At 70.5% G+C, this 18,110-nt stretch carries 17 protein-coding genes; 5 read left to right on the top strand and 12 right to left on the bottom strand.

All coding sequences use genetic code 11. The features are described from left to right. Positions 1 to 39 precede the first annotated feature (39 nt). From AB0J40_RS13705 to AB0J40_RS13695, 3 genes are all read left to right on the top strand, one after another. Positions 40 to 981: a carbohydrate kinase gene (locus tag AB0J40_RS13705; RefSeq protein WP_364451927.1), complete on the top strand. Its 942-nt coding sequence runs from the start codon at positions 40 to 42 to the stop codon at positions 979 to 981. 198 nt (positions 982 to 1,179) lie between these two features. Beyond that, entirely contained in the window at positions 1,180 to 2,496 is a 1,317-nt protein-coding gene (locus AB0J40_RS13700; protein WP_364451924.1) for a citrate synthase, read from the top strand. Between the two features lie 64 nt (positions 2,497 to 2,560). After that, positions 2,561 to 3,907 (top strand): deoxyribodipyrimidine photo-lyase, encoded by a 1,347-nt coding sequence (locus AB0J40_RS13695; protein WP_364451922.1) that lies wholly within the window; start codon positions 2,561 to 2,563, stop codon positions 3,905 to 3,907. A gap of 3 nt (positions 3,908 to 3,910) precedes the next feature. On the opposite strand, the gene AB0J40_RS13690 is transcribed toward AB0J40_RS13695, so the two are convergent. The 6 genes from AB0J40_RS13690 to AB0J40_RS13665 form a co-directional block, all read right to left on the bottom strand. Further along, the gene (locus AB0J40_RS13690; RefSeq protein WP_364451920.1) at positions 3,911 to 5,101 is read right to left on the bottom strand and encodes an ABC transporter permease; all 1,191 of its coding nucleotides are present in this window, start codon (positions 5,099 to 5,101) and stop codon (positions 3,911 to 3,913) included. Next, positions 5,098 to 6,009 carry an ATP-binding cassette domain-containing protein gene (locus AB0J40_RS13685; RefSeq protein ID WP_364451918.1) on the bottom strand — a complete coding sequence of 304 codons (912 nt, stop codon included), beginning with the start codon at positions 6,007 to 6,009 and terminating at the stop codon, positions 5,098 to 5,100. Before AB0J40_RS13685 ends, AB0J40_RS13690 begins: the two co-directional genes overlap by 4 nt. After that, positions 6,006 to 6,539 (bottom strand): hypothetical protein, encoded by a 534-nt coding sequence (locus tag AB0J40_RS13680; protein ID WP_364451916.1) that lies wholly within the window; start codon positions 6,537 to 6,539, stop codon positions 6,006 to 6,008. The genes AB0J40_RS13685 and AB0J40_RS13680 overlap by 4 nt, the downstream gene beginning before the upstream one ends. Beyond that, entirely contained in the window at positions 6,536 to 6,805 is a 270-nt protein-coding gene (locus tag AB0J40_RS13675) for a helix-turn-helix transcriptional regulator (protein ID WP_364451914.1), read from the bottom strand. The genes AB0J40_RS13680 and AB0J40_RS13675 overlap by 4 nt, the downstream gene beginning before the upstream one ends. A gap of 625 nt (positions 6,806 to 7,430) precedes the next feature. Then, complete coding sequence (locus AB0J40_RS13670) at positions 7,431 to 8,969, bottom strand: glycerol-3-phosphate dehydrogenase/oxidase (protein WP_364451912.1); 1,539 nt, start codon at positions 8,967 to 8,969, stop codon at positions 7,431 to 7,433. Further along, a complete protein-coding gene (locus tag AB0J40_RS13665) occupies positions 8,966 to 9,610 on the bottom strand; it encodes a TetR/AcrR family transcriptional regulator (RefSeq protein ID WP_364451909.1) in 645 nt (214 codons plus the stop codon). Before AB0J40_RS13665 ends, AB0J40_RS13670 begins: the two co-directional genes overlap by 4 nt. A 217-nt stretch (positions 9,611 to 9,827) precedes the next feature. On the opposite strand from AB0J40_RS13665, the gene AB0J40_RS13660 reads away from it, so the two are divergent. Further along, a complete protein-coding gene (locus AB0J40_RS13660) occupies positions 9,828 to 11,249 on the top strand; it encodes an FAD-binding oxidoreductase (RefSeq protein WP_364452564.1) in 1,422 nt (473 codons plus the stop codon). Here the strand turns inward: AB0J40_RS13660 and AB0J40_RS13655 are convergent. The 3 genes from AB0J40_RS13655 to AB0J40_RS13645 all read right to left on the bottom strand — a co-directional run bounded on the left by AB0J40_RS13655 (position 11,224) and on the right by AB0J40_RS13645 (position 13,931). Next, positions 11,224 to 11,778, bottom strand: coding sequence for a gamma-glutamylcyclotransferase (locus AB0J40_RS13655; RefSeq protein WP_364451907.1), 555 nt, complete (start codon positions 11,776 to 11,778; stop codon positions 11,224 to 11,226). The two genes, AB0J40_RS13660 and AB0J40_RS13655, sit on opposite strands and share 26 nt — an antisense overlap. Before the next feature lie 65 nt (positions 11,779 to 11,843). Further along, the gene (locus AB0J40_RS13650; protein WP_364451904.1) at positions 11,844 to 12,941 is read right to left on the bottom strand and encodes an S-(hydroxymethyl)mycothiol dehydrogenase; all 1,098 of its coding nucleotides are present in this window, start codon (positions 12,939 to 12,941) and stop codon (positions 11,844 to 11,846) included. A 132-nt stretch (positions 12,942 to 13,073) separates the two neighbouring features. Further along, on the bottom strand, positions 13,074 to 13,931 hold the full coding sequence (locus AB0J40_RS13645; protein WP_364451902.1) for a sigma-70 family RNA polymerase sigma factor: 858 nt from the start codon (positions 13,929 to 13,931) through the stop codon (positions 13,074 to 13,076). A 76-nt stretch (positions 13,932 to 14,007) separates the two neighbouring features. Here AB0J40_RS13645 and AB0J40_RS13640 point away from each other — a divergent pair, with 76 nt between their 5' ends. Continuing rightward, a complete protein-coding gene (locus AB0J40_RS13640; protein ID WP_364451899.1) occupies positions 14,008 to 14,457 on the top strand; it encodes a carboxymuconolactone decarboxylase family protein in 450 nt (149 codons plus the stop codon). A gap of 39 nt (positions 14,458 to 14,496) precedes the next feature. On the opposite strand, the gene AB0J40_RS13635 is transcribed toward AB0J40_RS13640, so the two are convergent. The 3 genes from AB0J40_RS13635 to AB0J40_RS13625 form a co-directional block, all read right to left on the bottom strand. Next, positions 14,497 to 15,759: a peptidase C39 family protein gene (locus AB0J40_RS13635; RefSeq protein WP_364451897.1), complete on the bottom strand. Its 1,263-nt coding sequence runs from the start codon at positions 15,757 to 15,759 to the stop codon at positions 14,497 to 14,499. A 71-nt stretch (positions 15,760 to 15,830) separates the two neighbouring features. Next, a complete protein-coding gene (locus tag AB0J40_RS13630) occupies positions 15,831 to 16,232 on the bottom strand; it encodes a PaaI family thioesterase (protein WP_013230138.1) in 402 nt (133 codons plus the stop codon). Between the two features lie 52 nt (positions 16,233 to 16,284). Further along, positions 16,285 to 18,009 carry a TIGR03767 family metallophosphoesterase gene (locus AB0J40_RS13625; protein WP_364451894.1) on the bottom strand — a complete coding sequence of 575 codons (1,725 nt, stop codon included), beginning with the start codon at positions 18,007 to 18,009 and terminating at the stop codon, positions 16,285 to 16,287. Positions 18,010 to 18,110: the final 101 nt, after the last annotated feature.

The raw sequence follows: 18,110 nt of genomic DNA, 5'->3' as shown, positions 1-18,110 counted from the left end.
GACAGGAATTGTCAGCCCGAACTCCATTAAACTCCCGGCGTGATCGTCGTAGGCGGAGAAGCTCTGGTCGACCTGGTCCCCGGTGACCCCCTGGATTCCACTGTGGACGGTGGGCTGCGCGCGCTGCTGCCGCGGCTCGGCGGTGGCCCGTACAACGTCGCGCTGGCGGCCGGGCGCCTCGGCGTGCCCGCCGCGTTCCTCTCGCGCGTGTCCACCGACCGCTTCGGCGACGCGATGGTCGAGCGCCTGCACGCCTCCGCCGTCGACACGTCGTTGCTGCAACGCGGGGACGAGCCGACGACGCTCGCCGTCGTCGCGCTCGACGCGAAGGGCGCCGCGCGCTACACGTTCTACGTCGAGGGCACCGCGGACCGGCTCGTCGCGGACCCGGGACCGCTTCCGGAGACCGTGACCGCGCTCTCGCTCGGCACCCTCGGGATGGTCCTCGAGCCCGGCGCGTCGGCATACGAGGCGATGCTGCGGCGCGAGGCCGCGCGCGGCGTGCTGACCGTCCTCGACCCGAACATCCGCGAGGCGCTCATCACCGACCCGGCCGCCTACCGCGCCCGGTTCACCTCCTGGCTGCCGGACGTTCGCCTCCTGAAGATCTCCGACGACGACGCCGCGTGGCTCACCGGCGGCGCCGACCCGGTCGCCGCCGCGAAGACGTGGGTCGAGTCCGGTGTGGACGCCGTGGTGCTCACCCGGGGCGCCGACGGCGTCGCGGTGATCACCGCCGCAGGTGAGCTGGCCCACGTCCCGTCGCGCAAGGTGACCGTGGTCGACACCATCGGCGCCGGCGACACCGTGCAGGGGGCCCTGCTGGCCTGGCTGCACACCCACGAGGTCACCGACCTGGCCTCCCTCGACGCGGGCGCGTGGCGCGAAGCACTCGAATTCGCGGCGAAAGCGGCGTCCATCACGGTTTCGCGCAGCGGTGCCGAGCCGCCCACGTCCGCCGATATGGCGGCCGCTGTGTGAACCTGGTCCCAAAGGGGCACCCAGGAGCAACGTCACCGCTGCGCGAACGCACGTTTCTCGACTAACGTTGAGGGGCATTCTTCATACCCCAGCGGGGCGGTGTGCAGCGAGGCGCCAGTGTTTCCTCGCGTGAACACGTGGCTACCTGTGGAACCCGCAGGCGCCGCCGGCCCGTGCCGAAACGTGAGAGGGACTTGCATGTCCGACGCGACGACTGCGGGGCAGTCCGGCGGCGAAACCGCGAAGCTGACCCTGCCGAGTGGCGAGCACGAGTTCAAGATCGTCCACCCGGTCGAGGGCGCGCCCGGGATCGAACTGGGGAAGCTGCTGGCGCAGACGGGGTACATCACCTACGACCCCGGGTTCGTCAACACCGGCGCCGCGTCGTCCGCCATCGCCTACATCGACGGTGACGCCGGGATCCTCCGCTACCGGGGTTACCCGATCGAGCAGCTGGCCGAGAAGTCGACCTTCGTCGAGGTCTCCTACCTGCTGATCTACGGCGAGCTGCCGACCGAGGCCCAGCTGGCCGACTTCACCGAGAAGATCCAGCGCCACACGCTGCTGCACGAGGACCTGAAGGCGTTCTTCAGCGGCTTCCCGCGTGACGCCCACCCGATGCCGGTCCTGTCCAGCGCGGTGTCGGCCCTGTCGACCTTCTACCAGGACTCGCTCGACCCGTTCGACGAGCCGAACGTCGAGCTGTCGACCATCCGCCTGCTCGCCAAGGTGCCGACCCTGGCCGCCTACGCGTACAAGAAGTCCGTCGGCCAGCCGCTGCTGTACCCGGACAACTCGCTGGGCCTGGTCGAGAACTTCCTGCGGATGACGTTCGGTTTCCCGGCCGAGCCGTACGACGTCGACCCGGACGTCGTGAAGGCGCTCGACCTGCTGTTCATCCTGCACGCCGACCACGAGCAGAACTGCTCGACCTCGACCGTGCGCCTGGTCGGCTCGTCCGAGGCGAACCTGTTCGCGTCGATTTCGGCCGGCATCAACGCCCTGTTCGGCCCGCTGCACGGCGGTGCGAACGCCGCGGTCCTCGACATGCTCGAGGGCATCCAGAAGGACGGCGGCGACGTCGCCAAGTTCGTGGAGCGCGTGAAGAACAAGGAAAAGGGCGTGAAGCTGATGGGCTTCGGGCACCGGGTCTACAAGAACTACGACCCGCGCGCGAAGATCATCAAGAACACCGCGGACGAGATCCTCGGCAAGCTGAAGGGCGGCGACCAGCTGCTCGACATCGCGAAGAAGCTCGAAGAGGTCGCGCTTTCCGACGACTACTTCGTTTCGCGCAAGCTCTACCCGAACGTGGACTTCTACACCGGCCTGATCTACCGGGCGCTGGGCTTCCCGACGAAGTTCTTCACGGTGCTGTTCGCGCTGGGCCGGCTCCCGGGCTGGATCGCGCACTGGCGCGAGATGATCAACGACCCGGCCACCAAGATCGGCCGCCCGCGGCAGATCTACACCGGCTACGCGTCGCGGGACTACGTCCCGATGTCGGACCGCTGATCGTTTCACCCTGGTAAGCGCCCCGTCGTGCATCCGCACGGCGGGGCGCTTATCTTTGTCCCTCGTGACTCGAGAAGCGCCGGTCGTCCTGTGGTTCCGTCGTGACCTGCGGCTGGGGGACCACGCCGCGCTGCTGGAGGCGTCCCGGCACAGCAAGCACGTCCTCGCGCTGTATGTCCTCGACGAGGCGCTGCTGAAGCCCGGTGGCGCACCGCGGCAAGCCTTCCTGTACGGCTGCCTGGAGAAGCTGGACGAGCAGCTCGGTGGCCGGCTGATGCTCGTGCGCGGCGAACCGGCGGTGGAAGTGGTCCGCGCGGCGAAGAAGATCGGCGCCGCCGCGGTGCACGTCAGCGCCGACACCGGACCCTACGGCCGCCGGCGGGACGCCGAGGTCGCGAAGGCGTTGGCGGACAACAACATCGACTGGGTCGAGACGGGCTCGCCCTATGCGGTCACACCGGGGCAGGTCACCAAGCCCGACGGCGACCCCTACCGCGTCTTCACGCCGTTCTTCCGCGCGTGGACGGCGCGGGGCTGGCACTCGCCCGCCGACACCGGACCGTCCCTTGTGGACTGGGTGGAACCGCCTCGCTCGTTGAAGATCCCCAAGCCGCCCAAGGTATCGGCGACCCTGCCCGAGCCGGGTGAGCGCGCCGCGCTGGAGGTCTGGCACGACTTCCTCGAAGACGGCATCGAGACCTACGACGAGGACCGCGACCGGCCGGACCGGGAGGGCACCACGCGGCTTTCGCCGTACCTGCGCTGGGGGTGCATCCACCCGCGGACGATCCTGGCCGATCTGGCGGGCGACGACCGCGCCGGCGCGAAGTCGTTGCGCAGCGAGATCTGCTGGCGGGAATTCCACGCCGACGTCCTGTGGCACCGCCCGGAAACCGCGCGGAAGAACTACGACAAGCGCTTCGACGGCATGAAGCACGACGACGACCCCGAGGCCTTCGAACGGTGGTGTGCGGGAAAGACGGGCTATCCGATCGTCGACGCCGGGATGCGGCAGCTGCTGGCCGAGGGCTGGATGCACAACCGCGTCCGGATGATCGTCGCGAGCTTCCTGGTGAAGGACCTGCACCTGCCGTGGTGGCTCGGCGCGCGGCACTTCATGAAGCACCTCGTCGACGGCGACCTCGCGTCGAACCAGCTGAACTGGCAGTGGGTCGCCGGCTGCGGCACCGACGCCGCGCCGTACTTCCGGATCTTCAACCCGACGACGCAAGGGGAGAAGTTCGACCCCGACGGCGACTACGTCCGCAAGTACGTGCCGGAACTGCGCTCGGTGGCGGGGAAAGCGGTCCACCAGCTGAAGGACCGCCCGGCGGACTACCCGGCGCCCATGGTCGACCACGCCCACGAGCGCCAGGTTTCCTTGGAGCGGTACGGCAAGATCACCTCGTGAGCGTCAGCCGCGCAGCGCCTCCGACAGCTTGATTCGGCTGCCGATGCGCAGCACGCTGTTGCCGTAGATCTTGCCGCCCAGCCAGGTCAGCAGCGCGACGAGCGCGACGGTCAGCCCGAGCGACAGCGCGATCTCCCAGCCCGCCGCCGCGCCCGTCGAGATCCGGGCCGGCATCAGGATCGGCGAGAGCAGCGGGATCAGCGAGAGCACCTTCGTCCCCGATCCGTTCGGGTCCTGCAACAGCAGGTTGATCCCGGCGATGAACCCCACGATCAGGATGATGTTCAGCGGTGAGACCACCGACTGCGTGTCTTCCTGCCGTGAGACGAGCGACCCGAGCGCGCCGTAGATCGTGGCGTACAAGAGGAAACCGAGCAGGTACCAGAGCAGGCCCCACAGCAGCGTGCCGGTCGCGAAGCCGGACAGGGTGAACACCCCCGTCGCCGACGCGGCGGCGAGCCCGGCCGCGCCGAGGATCACCAGCTGCGTCAGGCCGACCAGGCCGAGCCCGATCACCTTGCCCAGCAACAGCTGCCACGGTCGCACGCTGGCGAGCAGGATCTCCACGACCCGGCTCGACTTCTCCTCGACGACGCCCTGGGCGACCATCATCCCGTAGGTGATGATGCTGAGGTAGAGCAGGAAGGCGACGATCAGGCCGACGACGAGCCGTTGCGTGTGGTCGGCGGGTTCCGGGGAGATCGGGTCGTCCTGCACGTGGGTGCCGTCGACCTGCGCCATCACTTCGGCCGGCTCGAGCTGCGCTGACGACAGCACGCCGTCGAGGACCTGTTGCTGCGCCACCTGGTCGAGCACCTTGCGGAGCTGGTCGTCCAAAGAGGACTTGTAGGTGGCGGTCAGCTTCGCCGCGCTGCCCGAGACGAGGGCGTCGAGGTCGCCGTCTTCGACCTTCTTGCGGCCCTCGGCGGGATCGGTGACGGTGACCGTGTCGATGTGCCGCCCGGACTGGGCCGCCGCGACCTGCAGCTGCTGCGCGATCCCGGTCGCCTGGCCGGTGAGGCCGACCGTGTTCTTGTCCGCCGAGCCCGCCAGCGACGTCTGGAACCCGACGTAGCCCAGCAGCAGCACGAGCAGCACCACGGTGCCGACGACGAACGAGCGCGTGCGCAGGCGCGTGTTCAGCTCGCGCTTCATCACGAGCCAGACGGCCCGCCGTCCGCTCAGCTTCCTCATCGCGGAACCCCCTCCTGGGACACAGCATCGCGGAACAGCTCGGTCAGCGACCGGCGACGGCGGCTGAACTCGGTGACCGGCCCGGTCGCCAGCGCGGCGGCGAGCACGGCCTGGTCGTCGGCGCTCGGGTCGAGGTCGAGGACCGTGGTGGCGCCGTGGTTTTCCAGGACGCGCACGCCGGGCAGGCCCGCGGCCCAGCCTTCGGGCGCGGCGGGCGCGGTGACGACGAGCTTGCTGCTCGCCCCGGCCGTCAGCTCGTCGACGGTGCCGACCGCGACCATCCGGCCGGCGCGGATGATCCCGACCCGGTCGCACAGCCGCTCGACGAGGTCGAGCTGGTGGCTGGAGAACACGACCGGCACGCCGGCCGCGGCCTTCTCGCGCAGCACGCCGCTCATGACGTCGACGGCGAGCGGGTCGAGGCCGGAGAACGGCTCGTCGAGCACCAGCACGGCCGGGTCGTGCACCAGCGCGGCGGCCAGCTGGACGCGCTGCTGGTTGCCGAGGCTGAGCTTCTGCACCTCGTCCTTGCGCCGGTCGGCCAGCCCGAGCCGGGAGATCCAGTTTTCGGCGTTGCGGTGGGCTTCGTTCGCGGTGAGGCCGTGCAGCTCGGCCAGGTAGACGAGCTGCTCCAGCACCTTCATCTTCGGATAGAGCCCGCGTTCCTCGGGCATGTAGCCGATGTGGGTGCGCGTCTCGTGGGTGATCTTTTCGTTCCGGAAGCGGACCTCGCCGCTGTCGGCGGCGAGGACGCCGAGCGCGATCCGCATGGTGGTGGTCTTGCCGGCGCCGTTGCTGCCGACGAAGCCGAACAGCTCGCCGGCGCGGACGTCGAACGTGACGCCGTCCAGCGCGACCTTGGCGCCGTAGCGCTTGGAGATCCCGTCGATCTCCAGTGTGCCCTTCATGCCTTCCCCTCTTCGAAGTCCTCGGGGTCGTCGTCCGGCAGCGCCCAGCCCAGGATGATCGTCGGGATGGTGGTGCCGGTGACCAGCAGCGCGGACAGCATCATCGCGCCGCGGACGCCGCCGTCCTCGGTGTGGGCGATCAGCAGGCAGTACAGCATCGCGGCGATCATCAGGTAGCTGAGGATCTGGAACCCCAGGTAGGTGACGCGGTGGCGCCATTCGCGCTCGCGTTCGTCGAGCAGCCGCGAGAAGCCACCGCTCATCCGGCCGGTGAGGATCCGCAGCAGGACGAACGCGGAGGCGCCGACGAGCATGCTGCTCACCCAGACGGCGCCGTACAGCCAGTCGTCCCCGGTGGTGAAGATCGCCGCGCCGGTGATCAGCCCGAGATCTGCGGCGCTCACGACGGCGGCGAGGGCCCGGCGGTGCTTCCGGGTGCGCCAGCCGGGCAGCTGCCGGTCCTGGCGCAGCTGCCGTTCGTCCATCTTGTCCAGCTGGCGTTCCCAGTAGGCGGTGAGTTTCGAGGTCATGCGCCCCCCTCGCGGTAGACCTGGGTGGACAACGGCGTGAACGGCTCGCGGCTGAACACGGCTTCGACGGGTAGGTCGAACACCGCGCAGATCCGGAAGGCCAGGTCCAGGCTCGGATAGTGGTCGCCCCGCTCGAGAGCGCCGATGGTCTGCGGGTTGACCTCGACGGCACTGGCGAGCGCGGCCCGGCTCAGCCCCCGTTCGGCCCGGAGCACGGGGAGCCGGTTGTAGATCGGCAGCTCCTTGCCGCGTCTGACCGGACTCATGAACGTACTGTTGCAAAAACCCAACGGGTCGTCAAGTTAAGTGCACATCAAGTGGTGTCCACAGGGGGCTGGGGATGTGGATAAGTTGGTGGCTTTGGCGCTTGGAGCGGGGGGTGCTGTCGGGGGTCGCCGATAGACTGGACCTGGGCACGGCCCCCAGGGAAGGGCGGGGCTGTGTCGGCGGGGCTGTGTCGGCGGGTCGCCCCAGTTACTTTTGTGGCTCCCGACCAGGGAGTTGTGGCCACCAGGCCGGCCATGTCGAGCGCCCCCAACGCGGCGGGGCGAACGAACGCCATGACGGGCCCGGAACTTCAGTTCGGTGTTGGGCAGCGGCTCGTCATGCAGCCGCTCGCCGTCGGGGTCCAGGCCGAGGAACACGCTGAAGCTGCTGCTCATCCCGGCCGAGCTGCGGGTGCTGGTCGGGTTCGACGACGATCTCGCCGGCGAAGCCACCCGGATCAGCAACCGCGTCCTACTGATCTGCCTGGCCGGCGCCGCTGCGACGTCCTCTACGCCATGCTCCGCAACGGCACCGACTACCGGCACCCCCAACCCACTCCCGCCGCGGCTTGAAAACCACATTGGGACACCCCCAGGAAAGGGCGGGGCTGTGTCGGCCGGCCACTCACACCAAGCCCGCGAGCGACTTGTCGACAAGCTCCGCGACCCGCGTCCTCGCGGCTTCCGCGTCCGACGGGATCAGGGCCAGCCGCGTCCGGCGCTCCAGTACGTCCGCGACGTCGAGCGCTCCCTCGTTCCGGACCGCCCACACCACCTCCGCCGCCGTGATGGCCGCTCCCGGTGCCACCGGCTCCGCGAACTCCGCGTCCAGCTCGCCCAGCGCTGCCACCCGCGGGGCCTCCGTGCCGTACCGGCCCACCAGGCGCGGCGATGCGTCCACAAGGGACAAACTCGGCCGGGGCGCCGCGCCGAGCAACGGCAATCGTGCGGTCCGGCACGGCGAGGTGTCGAGACCCGCCAGCTTTACCGCCGCGTCGACCGCGTCCTCCGCCATCCGGCGGTACGTCGTCAGCTTCCCGCCGACAACCGTCAGCAGCCCGTTCGAGCCGGCCAGGACAGCGTGCTTCCGAGACAGGTCCGCCGACCGCCCGCCGCCCTCCACCAATGGCCGCAGCCCGGCGAACGAACCGGCCACGTCGGCACGCGTCAGCGGGCGAGCCAGTACCGACGACGCCAACGACAGCAGGAAGTCCACATCGGACTCCGGAACCACCGGCACATCGGGGATCGGGCCGGAGACCGGCTCGTCCGTCAGTCCCAAGTAGACACGGCCGTCCGGTTGGGGGAGCAGGAACACGAACCGGTTCGTCTCGCCCGGCACGCCGATGTTCACCGACGTCGTGCCCATCGGGACCGTTCCCGGCGCCAGCACCAGATGCGACCCCAGCGACGGCCGCAGCCGGACCGCTCCCGTCAGCGTTCCCGCCCACACGCCGGTCGCGTTGATCACCTGGCGGGCGTGGATGTCCACAGTGTCGCCCGAAACACCGTCGACCGCCGTGACCCGGTCCGCGGCAAGCGAAGTCGCCGACAACCGTGTCAAGATCCGGGCTCCGAACGTCGCCGCCGTCCGTGCCAGCGAGACCACCAGACGCGCGTCGTCGACCAAAGCGCCGTCGTAGGCCAGTAGTGCGCCGCGCAGGCCGTGCGCGGAAAGCCCTGGTGCCAGCGCCAGAGCCTCGGCGGCCGGGATCGACCGTGGCCGCGGCAGTACCGACGACGGGGTTCGCGCGGCCCGGCGGAGGCCGTCGCCGGCTCGCAGGCCTGCCGCCACCAACGCCTGCTGTGCCCGGGATGTACTGGGGTACAAGGGGAACAGCTGCGGCATCGCGCGCGTGAGGTGCGGTGCCGTGCGCGTCATCAGGATGCCGCGCTCGACAGCGCTTTCGTGCGCCAGGCCGAGCTCGCCGTGCGCCAGGTAGCGCAGGCCGCCGTGGACGAGCTTCGACGACCAGCGGGACGTCCCGAACGCGAGGTCGTGCGCCTCGACGAGCGCCACCGACAGCCCGCGCGAGGCCGCGTCCAGGGCGATGCCCGTCCCCGTCACGCCGCCGCCGACCACGACGATGTCCACGCGCTCGCCCGCCGCCAGCTCCGCGAGCTCCCGTTCGCGGCGCCGCGCGTTGAGCGAGCCGGACGTCACGGCTTCAGCGCCGCGTCGAGCACGTGGGTGAACTCCGCCAGCAGCGCCGCCTCGCCGACGTCCGCCGTGGCCGGCCGCAGCGAGAACGCGAACGACTGGACCACCAGCAGCACCGACCGGGACTGCACCGCGACCGGCGCCCGCCGGATCGAGCCGTCCTGGTGGCCGGCTTCCAGCAGCCCGTGCAGCGCCTGCTCGGCGAACTTCTGCGTCGCGCCCAGCCGCTCCACGATGTACGGGAGGACCAGTTCGGGGTCGACGTCGAGCAGCGTGCGGAACAGCGGGTCGGCCGACAGCGCGCGGACGCCGGCCGACGCGATGAGCACGAGCCGTTCGCGGCTGTTCGCGGCGTCGGCGCCGCGCTCGCTCGCCGTGCGCAGCAGCCCGCTGAACTCGCGGGTCATCAGCGCCGCGAGCACGCTGCGGACGTCGGGGAACCGGCGGTAGACCGTCATCCGGCTGACGCGCGCGGTCCGGGCGATTTCGGCGAGTGTGGTGCGGCGCACACCGACGGCCAGCACGCACGAGCGCGCGGCGTCGAGCAGCACGTCATCGGCAACGCGGGTCGCGGTCTGACGGTTGCGGGTGTCCGCGAGCGCGGACGATCCCGCGCTCGGAGTGGTGTGACGTTTCACGTCCATGTGTCACACTGTATCGGTGAACGCGCTCATTGACCACCGCCTTCGACGGTCCTGGACCCCGGAAGCCGCCGACGCCGCCCGGCTGCCCGCGCGGGCGGCCAAGTGGCTTGAACAGCGTATAGGCCTGACGGCTCCCGGTGCTGCCCCCGCCGCGAATTTGCCGGTGGAAATACCGTCACCGAAACTGGACGAATCTGCTGCCGCCGCGTTGTCGAAAGTGGTCGGTGCGGAGAACGTGCTGGTGGACGACGCGGCGCGGCTGGCGCGCGCGACCGGACTGTCCTACCTCGACCTGCTGCGCCGCCGTTCGCCCGGCGCGGACTTCCCGGTGCCCGACGCGGTCGTGCTGCCCGCGGACCCCGACGAGGTCCAGGCGGTGCTCGACGTGTGCGTGACGCACGACGTCGGGGTCGTGCCGTTCGGCGGCGGCACCTCGGTCGTCGGCGGCGTCGCGGCGCTGCGCGGCGACAAGGCGTCGGTGATCGCGCTCGACCTGGTCCGGCTCGACGCGCTGGTGTCGGTCGACGCCGAGTCGCGCATCGCCGTCCTGCGGGCCGGCGTCCGCGGTCCCGAGGCCGAGCGCCTCCTCGGCGAGCACGGCCTGACGCTCGGCCACATCCCGCAGTCGTTCGAGCGCGCCACGATCGGCGGCTTCGCGGCGACGCGCTCGGCCGGGCAGGCGTCGTCGGGGTACGGCCGGTTCGAGGACATGGTCACCGGCGTCCGGCTGGCGACGCCGCGGGGTGAGTGGAAGCTCGGCGTCGCGCCGGCGTCGGCGGCCGGGCCGGACCTGCGCCAGCTCGCGATCGGCAGCGAAGGCACGCTCGGCGTGATCACCGAGGTGTCGCTGCGGGTCCGCCCGGCGCCGCCGGTCCGCCGCTACGAGGGGTACGCCCTTCCAGGCTGGGAAGCGGGCCGCGAAGCCGTCCGCGACCTCGCGCAGCACCACGCGCTCGCCGACGTCACCCGGCTGTCCGATGTGGACGAAACCGAGGTTTCGCTGGCGCTGAACGCCGGCCTCAAGACGACGGCGCTGCGCCGGTACCTCGCCGCGCGCGGGGTGCTGCACCCGTGTTTCCTCATCGTCGGTTGGGAAGGCGCCGCGCACGACGTGGCGCTGCGCCGCCGCGAGACGACACGGCGGTTGAAGGCGGCGGGCGCCGTGCGCGTCGGCAAGGCGCTCGGCGAGTCGTGGCGCCACGGCCGGTTCGCCGGCCCTCGGCAGCGGGATGCCTTGCTGGACCAGGGAGTCTGCGTCGAGACGCTGGAGACCGCGGCTTACTGGTCCAATGTGGACGAATTGCGCGACGACGTCCGGGCGGCGCTGACGGCGTCGCTGGGCCGGGCGATCGTCATGTGCCACATTTCGCACGCGTACGAGACGGGTGCGTCGCTCTACTTCACCGTGTTGACGGCTCGCGACGGGACCGACCCGATAGGACAGTGGCAGCGCGCGAAGGCGGCGGCGTGCGAGGCGATCACCGGCCTGGGCACGATTTCGCACCACCACGCCGTCGGCGTCGACCACGCGCCGTACTTGCAGTCCGAGATCGGCTCGCTGGGTGTCGAGGTATTGCGCGCGGCTAAGTCCACAGTGGACCCGACGGGGATCCTCAACCCGGGTAAGCTGGTTCGATGATTTCGCAGGGGACGCCGTGGCCGTCCGCGGCGACGCCGTCGAGCTTCGCCGCTTCGGCCTGCGGGACGTCGGTGGTCCGCACAGGCTTGCCGTCGACCAGTAGCGGGTAGCGGATCGGCGCGGCGCCGACGTAGGTGCAGACCTCGGTCAGCCGGCTGCCGTCTTCGAGCGTGATGTCGGGTTCGGTCAGCCGGGCCAGGTGGTAGCGCGTGCCGCGGCCCTCGCAGCGGTCGAGCACGGCCAGCTGGTCCGGCGTCACGAACCAGATGGCGTGCTCCTCGACGCCGTCGAGCGCGGTGAGCGTGGCCGGGCGCTGGTCGTCGACCACGCGGAAGCCGGCGGCCCACACGGCGGCGAGCCCGGCGCAGCGGGCGTGCGCGACCACGACCGGGCCTTCGAGGCCGAGCCGCGCGCGCAGCCAGGTGATCTTCGACGGGTTCGCGTTCGAGCCGTAGGCGAGCACGGCCATCCGGTCGCGCCAACCGTCCGGCGCGGTGTCCAGGGGGTGCCCGACGCCGTCGACGTGCACGAACGAGTAACCCGGCCGCGTCCCGGGGTAGGGCTCGGCCGGGTACTCGTCGTCGGTGAAGAGGGTCAGAAGGTCACCACGCTGCGCAGGACGTCACCGTGGTGCATGCGCTCGAAGGCCTGCTCGACGCCGTCGACGCCGATCCGCTCGGTGACGAACTTGTCGAGCGGCAGGCGGCCCTGCAGGTAGAGGTCGACGAGCAGCGGGAAGTCGCGGCTCGGCAGGCAGTCGCCGTACCACGACGACTTGAGCGAGCCGCCGCGCGAGAAGAAGTCGATCAGCGGCAGGTCGTTCAGGCGCATCTCCGGCGTCGGGACGCCGACGAGGACGACCGTGCCGGCGAGGTCGCGCCCGTAGAAGGCCTGCCGCCAGGTCTCGGGCCGGCCGACGGCGTCGATCACGACGTCCGGGCCGAAGCTGTTGGTGGCGTCCTGCATGGCTTCGACGACGGCCTCTTCGGAGAGGCCCTTGCTGTTGACGGTGTGCGTCGCGCCGAAGTCCTTGGCCCAGTCGAGCTTGCGGTCGTCCATGTCGATCGCGACGATGGTGGTGGCGCCGGCGAGCTTGGCCCCGGCGATGGCGGCGTCCCCGACGCCACCACAGCCGATGACGGCGACCGAGTCACCGCGCGTGACGGCACCGGTGTTGATGGCCGCGCCGAGCCCGGCCATGACCCCGCACCCGAGCAGCCCGGCGACCGCGGGTTCGGCCTCGCGGTTGACCTTCGTGCACTGTCCGCTGTGGACAAGGGTTTTCTCGAGGAAGGCCCCGATGCCGAGGGCGGGCGAGAGCTTGGTGCCGTCCTGGAGCGTCATCGGCTGGGCGGCGTTGAAGGTCGAGAAGCAGTACCACGGCTTGCCGCGCTTGCAGGCCCGGCAGGTGCCGCAGACGGCGCGCCAGTTGAGGATGACGTAGTCGCCGGGTTCGAGGTCGGTGACGCCCGCGCCGACGGCCTCGACGACCCCGGCGGCCTCGTGGCCGAGCAGGAAGGGGAAGTCGTCGTTGATCCCGCCTTCGCGGTAGTGCAGGTCGGTGTGGCAGACCCCGCAGGCTTGGACGTTCACGACGGCTTCGCCGGGCCCGGGATCGGGGACGACGACGGTCTCCAGCGAGACGGGCTCGCCCTTCGCCCGCGAAACGACCCCCTGCACCTCGTACGGCATGCGAATCCACCTTCCGGCTCTGCTGGCTCAGCCCGCAGCTAATCACGGATCATGCGGAGATGGCGACATCCGCATGAGTGAGTCTTGGTGGGTTGGGCGCAACGTGTTGCGTCCTACGCAACTGATGTCTCGTCATCGAAGCGCCTCGGGCGGCTCCGGCAGCTCCATCGACGCCAGCCGCGCCGGGTCGGCGACCGCGGCGATGCCCGTGATGCGGCCGCCCGTCACCGTGAACGCCACCACCGACATCGGTGTCCCGTCCGCGTGCCATGCCACCACTCCCGGCAACCCGCCGACCAGGACCTCCTGCCCGCCCGCCGCCGCTCCGATGCGGGCTCCCGCCGCCACGTTCGTCGCTCCCAGGACCACCACCACGCCGTCGGGGGTGTCGACCGTCAAGCGGACCTCCGGGTCCAGGACCCGCAGCAGTTCCTCGAAGTCGCCGTCTCGGGCCGCCCTCAGGAACGCGTTCACCACCTCGCGTTGCGACCTCCCCGGGCCGGACGGGCCCGCCGGTGTGCGAACCTTCCTGCGCGCGCGGCTGGCCAGCATCTTCGTCGCGCCCGGGGTCTTGCCGAGGATGCGGCCGATCTCCTCGAACGGCACCGCGAACAGGTCGTGCAGCACGAACGCCAGCCGCTCGCCCGGCGTCAGCGACTCCAGGACCACCAGCAACGCGAGCCCGACCGAATCCGCGAGCTCGGCGTCGTCGTCCGGTGCAGGGCTTTCGTCGACCGCCACCACGATCTCGTCGTAGGGCGCCTCGGGCCGGGACCGGCGGGAGCGCAGCACGTCCAGGCTGATCCGGCCGACCACCGTCGTCAGCCAGCCGTCGAGGTTGTCGATCGCCGCCGCGTCCTGGCGCGACAGCCGCAGCCACGCCTCCTGGACGACGTCCTCGGCGTCGGCGTGCGAACCCAGCACGCGGTGGGCGACCGCGCGCAGCCGGTCGCGCTGGGCCTCGAAGGCCTCGGTCATCGTGTCGGGCATGTCGTTACCTTCCCCGGTTCCGCTCCGTCATGGGGATGACGGATCCGAACCACCACAGGTAACAGCAGGAGGAACGATGGAAGCACGGCTCAAGAGCACCAGCAGCCCCGAGGTGACCGGAGCGGTCCAGCAGCTGTTCAAGGTCGTGTACGGCGCCGGCGTCGACCCGCTGCTGCTCGAGCTGGTCCACCTGCGGGCCAGCCAGATCAACAGCTGCGCGCCGTGCGTCTACGGGGGTGTCCAGTCGGCGAAGAAGCACGGCGAGACCGACGAGCGGCTGCACAGCGTCGTCACCTGGCGCGAGACGCCGTTCTTCACCGAGCCGGAGCGCGCCGCGCTGGAGCTGACCGAAGCGGCGACGCGGATCGAGGACGGCCAGCCGGGCGTGACCGATGAGATCTGGGCGGCCGCCGCGGAGCACTTCGACGAGAAGCAGCTGTCGGCGATCGTCCTGCACATCGCGCTGACCGGGTTCTTCAACCGGATCAACCGCGCGATCCGGGAGCAGGCGGGCAAGACCTGGTGAAACCCGGCGGGGCGCCACCCGGCGCCCCGCCGGTGCCGGTCAGGCCGGGGTGATGAGGTACACGATGCCGCCGGGGCCGCTCGCCACGGTCCCGTCCGCGCGGTAGCGCTTGGTCCGCTGCCAGATCTTCTCGAACTGGTCGCGCTTGTACACGTTGCGCACCCGGTCGTTGCTGCTCGACGCCGGGTCGTTCGCGATCACGTCGCCGTCCTTCGTGAAGCCGACGACCACCATGATGTGCCCGGCCGTCCCGTAGCCGGCGCCGTCGAGCTCCGACGACAGGAACGACTGCGACGTGATCACCGGGATCCCGCGCGCGATGTAGTTCTCCAGCTCGTTCAGCGAGTGCAGCCGCGTGATGTGGCCGCGCAGGCCGCGCGAAGCCGCGTAGGCGGTGTTGAACGGCCAGTTGCCCGTGCCGTCGTACGCGTGGTCGTAGGTGTAGCGCGCCGCGAAGGCCACCGACGGGTCGACGTAGTCCGCGGGGATCCACGACATCTCCGCCGCCGACGGCTTCTTGCCCCAGTACTCGGCCACCATCTCGGTCGACGTCGGGCTGCACCACGCTTCGCCGCCCCCGCCGTACTGCGGGAACTGTCCCTTGTGGAGGTTCTGCGCGTACGCCGGCACCTTCAGCTCGATCCCGGTGGCGCGGCCCGGCTTCGTCGTCTGCACGTCGAAGCGGTCCGGCACCGCCGAGGTCATCGCACCCAGCGACGTCACCGACGGCGTCACGTGCGACCCGGCCTCGCGGTAGAGGTTGATCCGCAGCTGGTACGACTTCAGCGTCACGCCCGTCTTCATCACCAGCGTGTCGACGTCGACCAGGGCGTTCGCGTCGTCCTGGCCGTCGACGCTGGTGCGCAGGATGTCGGCGTCGCCGCTGGCCCAGCGGCCCATCACGTACCACGCGGTCTCGTCGCCCGCCGACGTCCGGCCGCGCGCCTCGACCTGCAGCCACGTCTTCGCCGGGGTGAGGGCGTTCCAGGACGCGACCAGCTGCGTCGCGCCGAAGCCCTCGCGGTACTCCGGCGACGTCCACTGGCCGTACTCGTACGTTCTCGTCGTGCCCAGTTCCGGCTCGGTGTGCTCCACCGTGCCGGCCGGACGCGTGATGCGCAGGCCGTCGCGGGTCAGCGCGAGCCCGGCGAAGCTGCCTTCGTGGAAGCGCCCGCCGTTCCATTCGTGGTAGTCGATCGCCTCGTCGTCGCGGGGCCGGACGGGTGCGGCCTCGGCGACTTGCGCGGTTACAGCTGTTAACACAACCACGGACAATAAGGTGAACAACTTGCGTACGCGCATCCCGGCTCCCTGATAGACCCACCCAGTAGGCAGGGATTTTCGCCGCTGGAGCCGGGTCTGTAAACAGGTACCTAGAGGACGGCCTGCGTCTGTGTCACTTTCGCGACCAACTTGCCGTCGTCGTCGTGGATCTCCGTCTCCACCACGACGAACTTGCGGCCCGCGTGCAGTGGTCTGGACGACGCAACGGCGTAGCCCGAACGCACCGCGCGCAGGAAGTTCGTCTTCGACTCGACGGTCGTCGTGCCCTGGCCGCCCTCGGGCAGGTTGAGGAACGCGCACACGGCGCCGGTCGAGTCGGCCAGCGCCATGAGCGCGCCCCCGTGCAGCGCGCCGCCGAGCGTGCAGAGGCTCTCGTCCCACTTCAGCCGGCTGCGGACGAGTTCGCGCCCGTGCTCCAGCACCTCGACGCCGAGGCGCTCGGAGAACGGCATGGAACGGTGGAACAGCTGCGTGCCCTCGGGATCGGTCATGCCCCGCAGCCTGCCCGAAGACCGGCCGCGGGGCGATTACCTCCGGCGTAACTCAGCCCAGCGGGTTGACGAGCAGCAGTTCCGTGTTGTGGTCCGCGGGGTCCCCGACGCGGCCGAGGTCGGTGTGGATGTCGTTGTACGACAGCTCCCGGTACAGCGACGCAAGCGCTTGCGGCGTCCGGGCGCCGTAGTCCACGGCGTACGGCGCTTCGGCCTCGATCAACGTCGTGAACAGCGACAGCGTGCCGTCCGCGTTGTCGGCGACCTCGACGATCCGCGCGTGCTGCGGGAAGTCGATGTGCGACGCTGTGTTGATCTCCCAGAAGCCCTGCTGCGGGGTGTTCCCGGCGTGCGGCGTGATCTTGTTGAGGTGCGTGTGGCCGTTGACCCACGCCAGCACGTTCGGGAACCGCTTGAGCAGCGCGACGAACGCGTTGCCGTCCAGGCGCGGGTCGAGCAGGTGGCGCGAGTCCGGCAGCAGGTTGGTCATCGTGCCGCTCGTGTGGTGGCTGAACAGGATGAACAGCTCGTCGGTGACGGCGTGGGTGACCTTGCGGCCGAAGAAGTCGTAGTACGTCGAGCTGCCCCGCTTGAGCGTCGACTCGACCCAGTTGTACTGCGCGAGGCCGATCGAGCCGTCGGCGAACCCGGCGTCGGTCGTCGTGTCGAGGCTGATCCCGGTGATGCCCGGCGCGATCCGGAACGTGTAGTAGACGTTCTTGCCGTCGGCGTTGGCGCCGGTGAAGCCGTGCCCGGCCGGGCCGGGGCCGGTGTTGGCGGTGTCGAGGTGCGCGCGGACGAACTCGCCGGTGTCGAACGGGCGGCGGCGCGCGTCCGGCGTCACCTCGCGGATGGTTCCGGAGCCGCCGAACAGCTCGGAGACCGGGACGCTCGAACCGCTGTTGATGGCGTCGGCGAGCTTCTTCGCGGTGCTCTCGTCCTTGCCGATGACCTTGTAGCGGCCGGTGTACCAGGCGTCGATGCCCGGGATCTGCGCCGGCAGCGAGCCGACGATGCTGTCGTCGTGGTTGCCGAACGTGCAGAACCACGGGACGTCGAGGCCCGGCGCGGTGAACGTCTTGATGCCGGCTTCGAGCAGGCCGGGGAGCTGCGGGAAGCCTTTGGCGGAGTAGTCGTCGCCGCCGGGCTTGCCCGGGTTCCAGAACTCGTGGTTGCCGGAGTTCTGCACGCCTTCGTAGGCGTTCGGGTCGCCGGAGTTCGGGGTGACGCTGCCGCCGTTGAGGACCTTGAGGAACCAGTCGAGCTCGATGAGCTCGTGGTTGTCGGTGTTGTCGCCGGTGGTGACCATGAGGTCGAACGGCCGCCCGGTGAACGGGCCCTGCCGCACGCTGTTGACGCGCTCGACGAGCGCGCTGGTCGCGACGGTGCCGAGCGCCTCCTGCGGCCGGTGCGCGGAGCCGATGAAGGGGTGCAGGTACTCGAAGCGCGCGGGGCTCTCGGTGTCGGTGATGTGCAGGTCGGTGAACTGCACGAACGCGCTGAGCGCGCGGCGGCGGTCGTCGCGCCCGGCCTTCGGGGTCGCGAGGTCGCCGCGGACGACGAGCGGCCAGCCGGGGCCGCCCTGGAGCCGGGTGTAGGCCGGCCCGGCGGTGACGGCGGTGGCGACCTGCTCGAGCGTGGTGCCCGCCGTGGTGACCGAGCGCGTGCTCGTGAGCCGCAGCGCGCGGTCGAGGGCGTTCGCGGTGGGCGTGCACAGCAGCAGTCCGAGACCGGCGGCGCCCGCGGTCGTGACGGCGCGCCGGGTGAGTTCGGCCATGGTTGTTCGCTCCCCAGTCTTCTCGGTTGCCCAGCACCGTGCCGGACGCCGATGTCCGGCCGGTGAACGTGACGTTTCGAGCCACCCTGTCACAGGTGTCG

Source organism: Amycolatopsis sp. NPDC049691, from assembly GCF_040675005.1.
Taxonomy (GTDB): domain Bacteria; phylum Actinomycetota; class Actinomycetes; order Mycobacteriales; family Pseudonocardiaceae; genus Amycolatopsis.
This window is presented reverse-complemented; position numbering and strand designations above follow the sequence as displayed.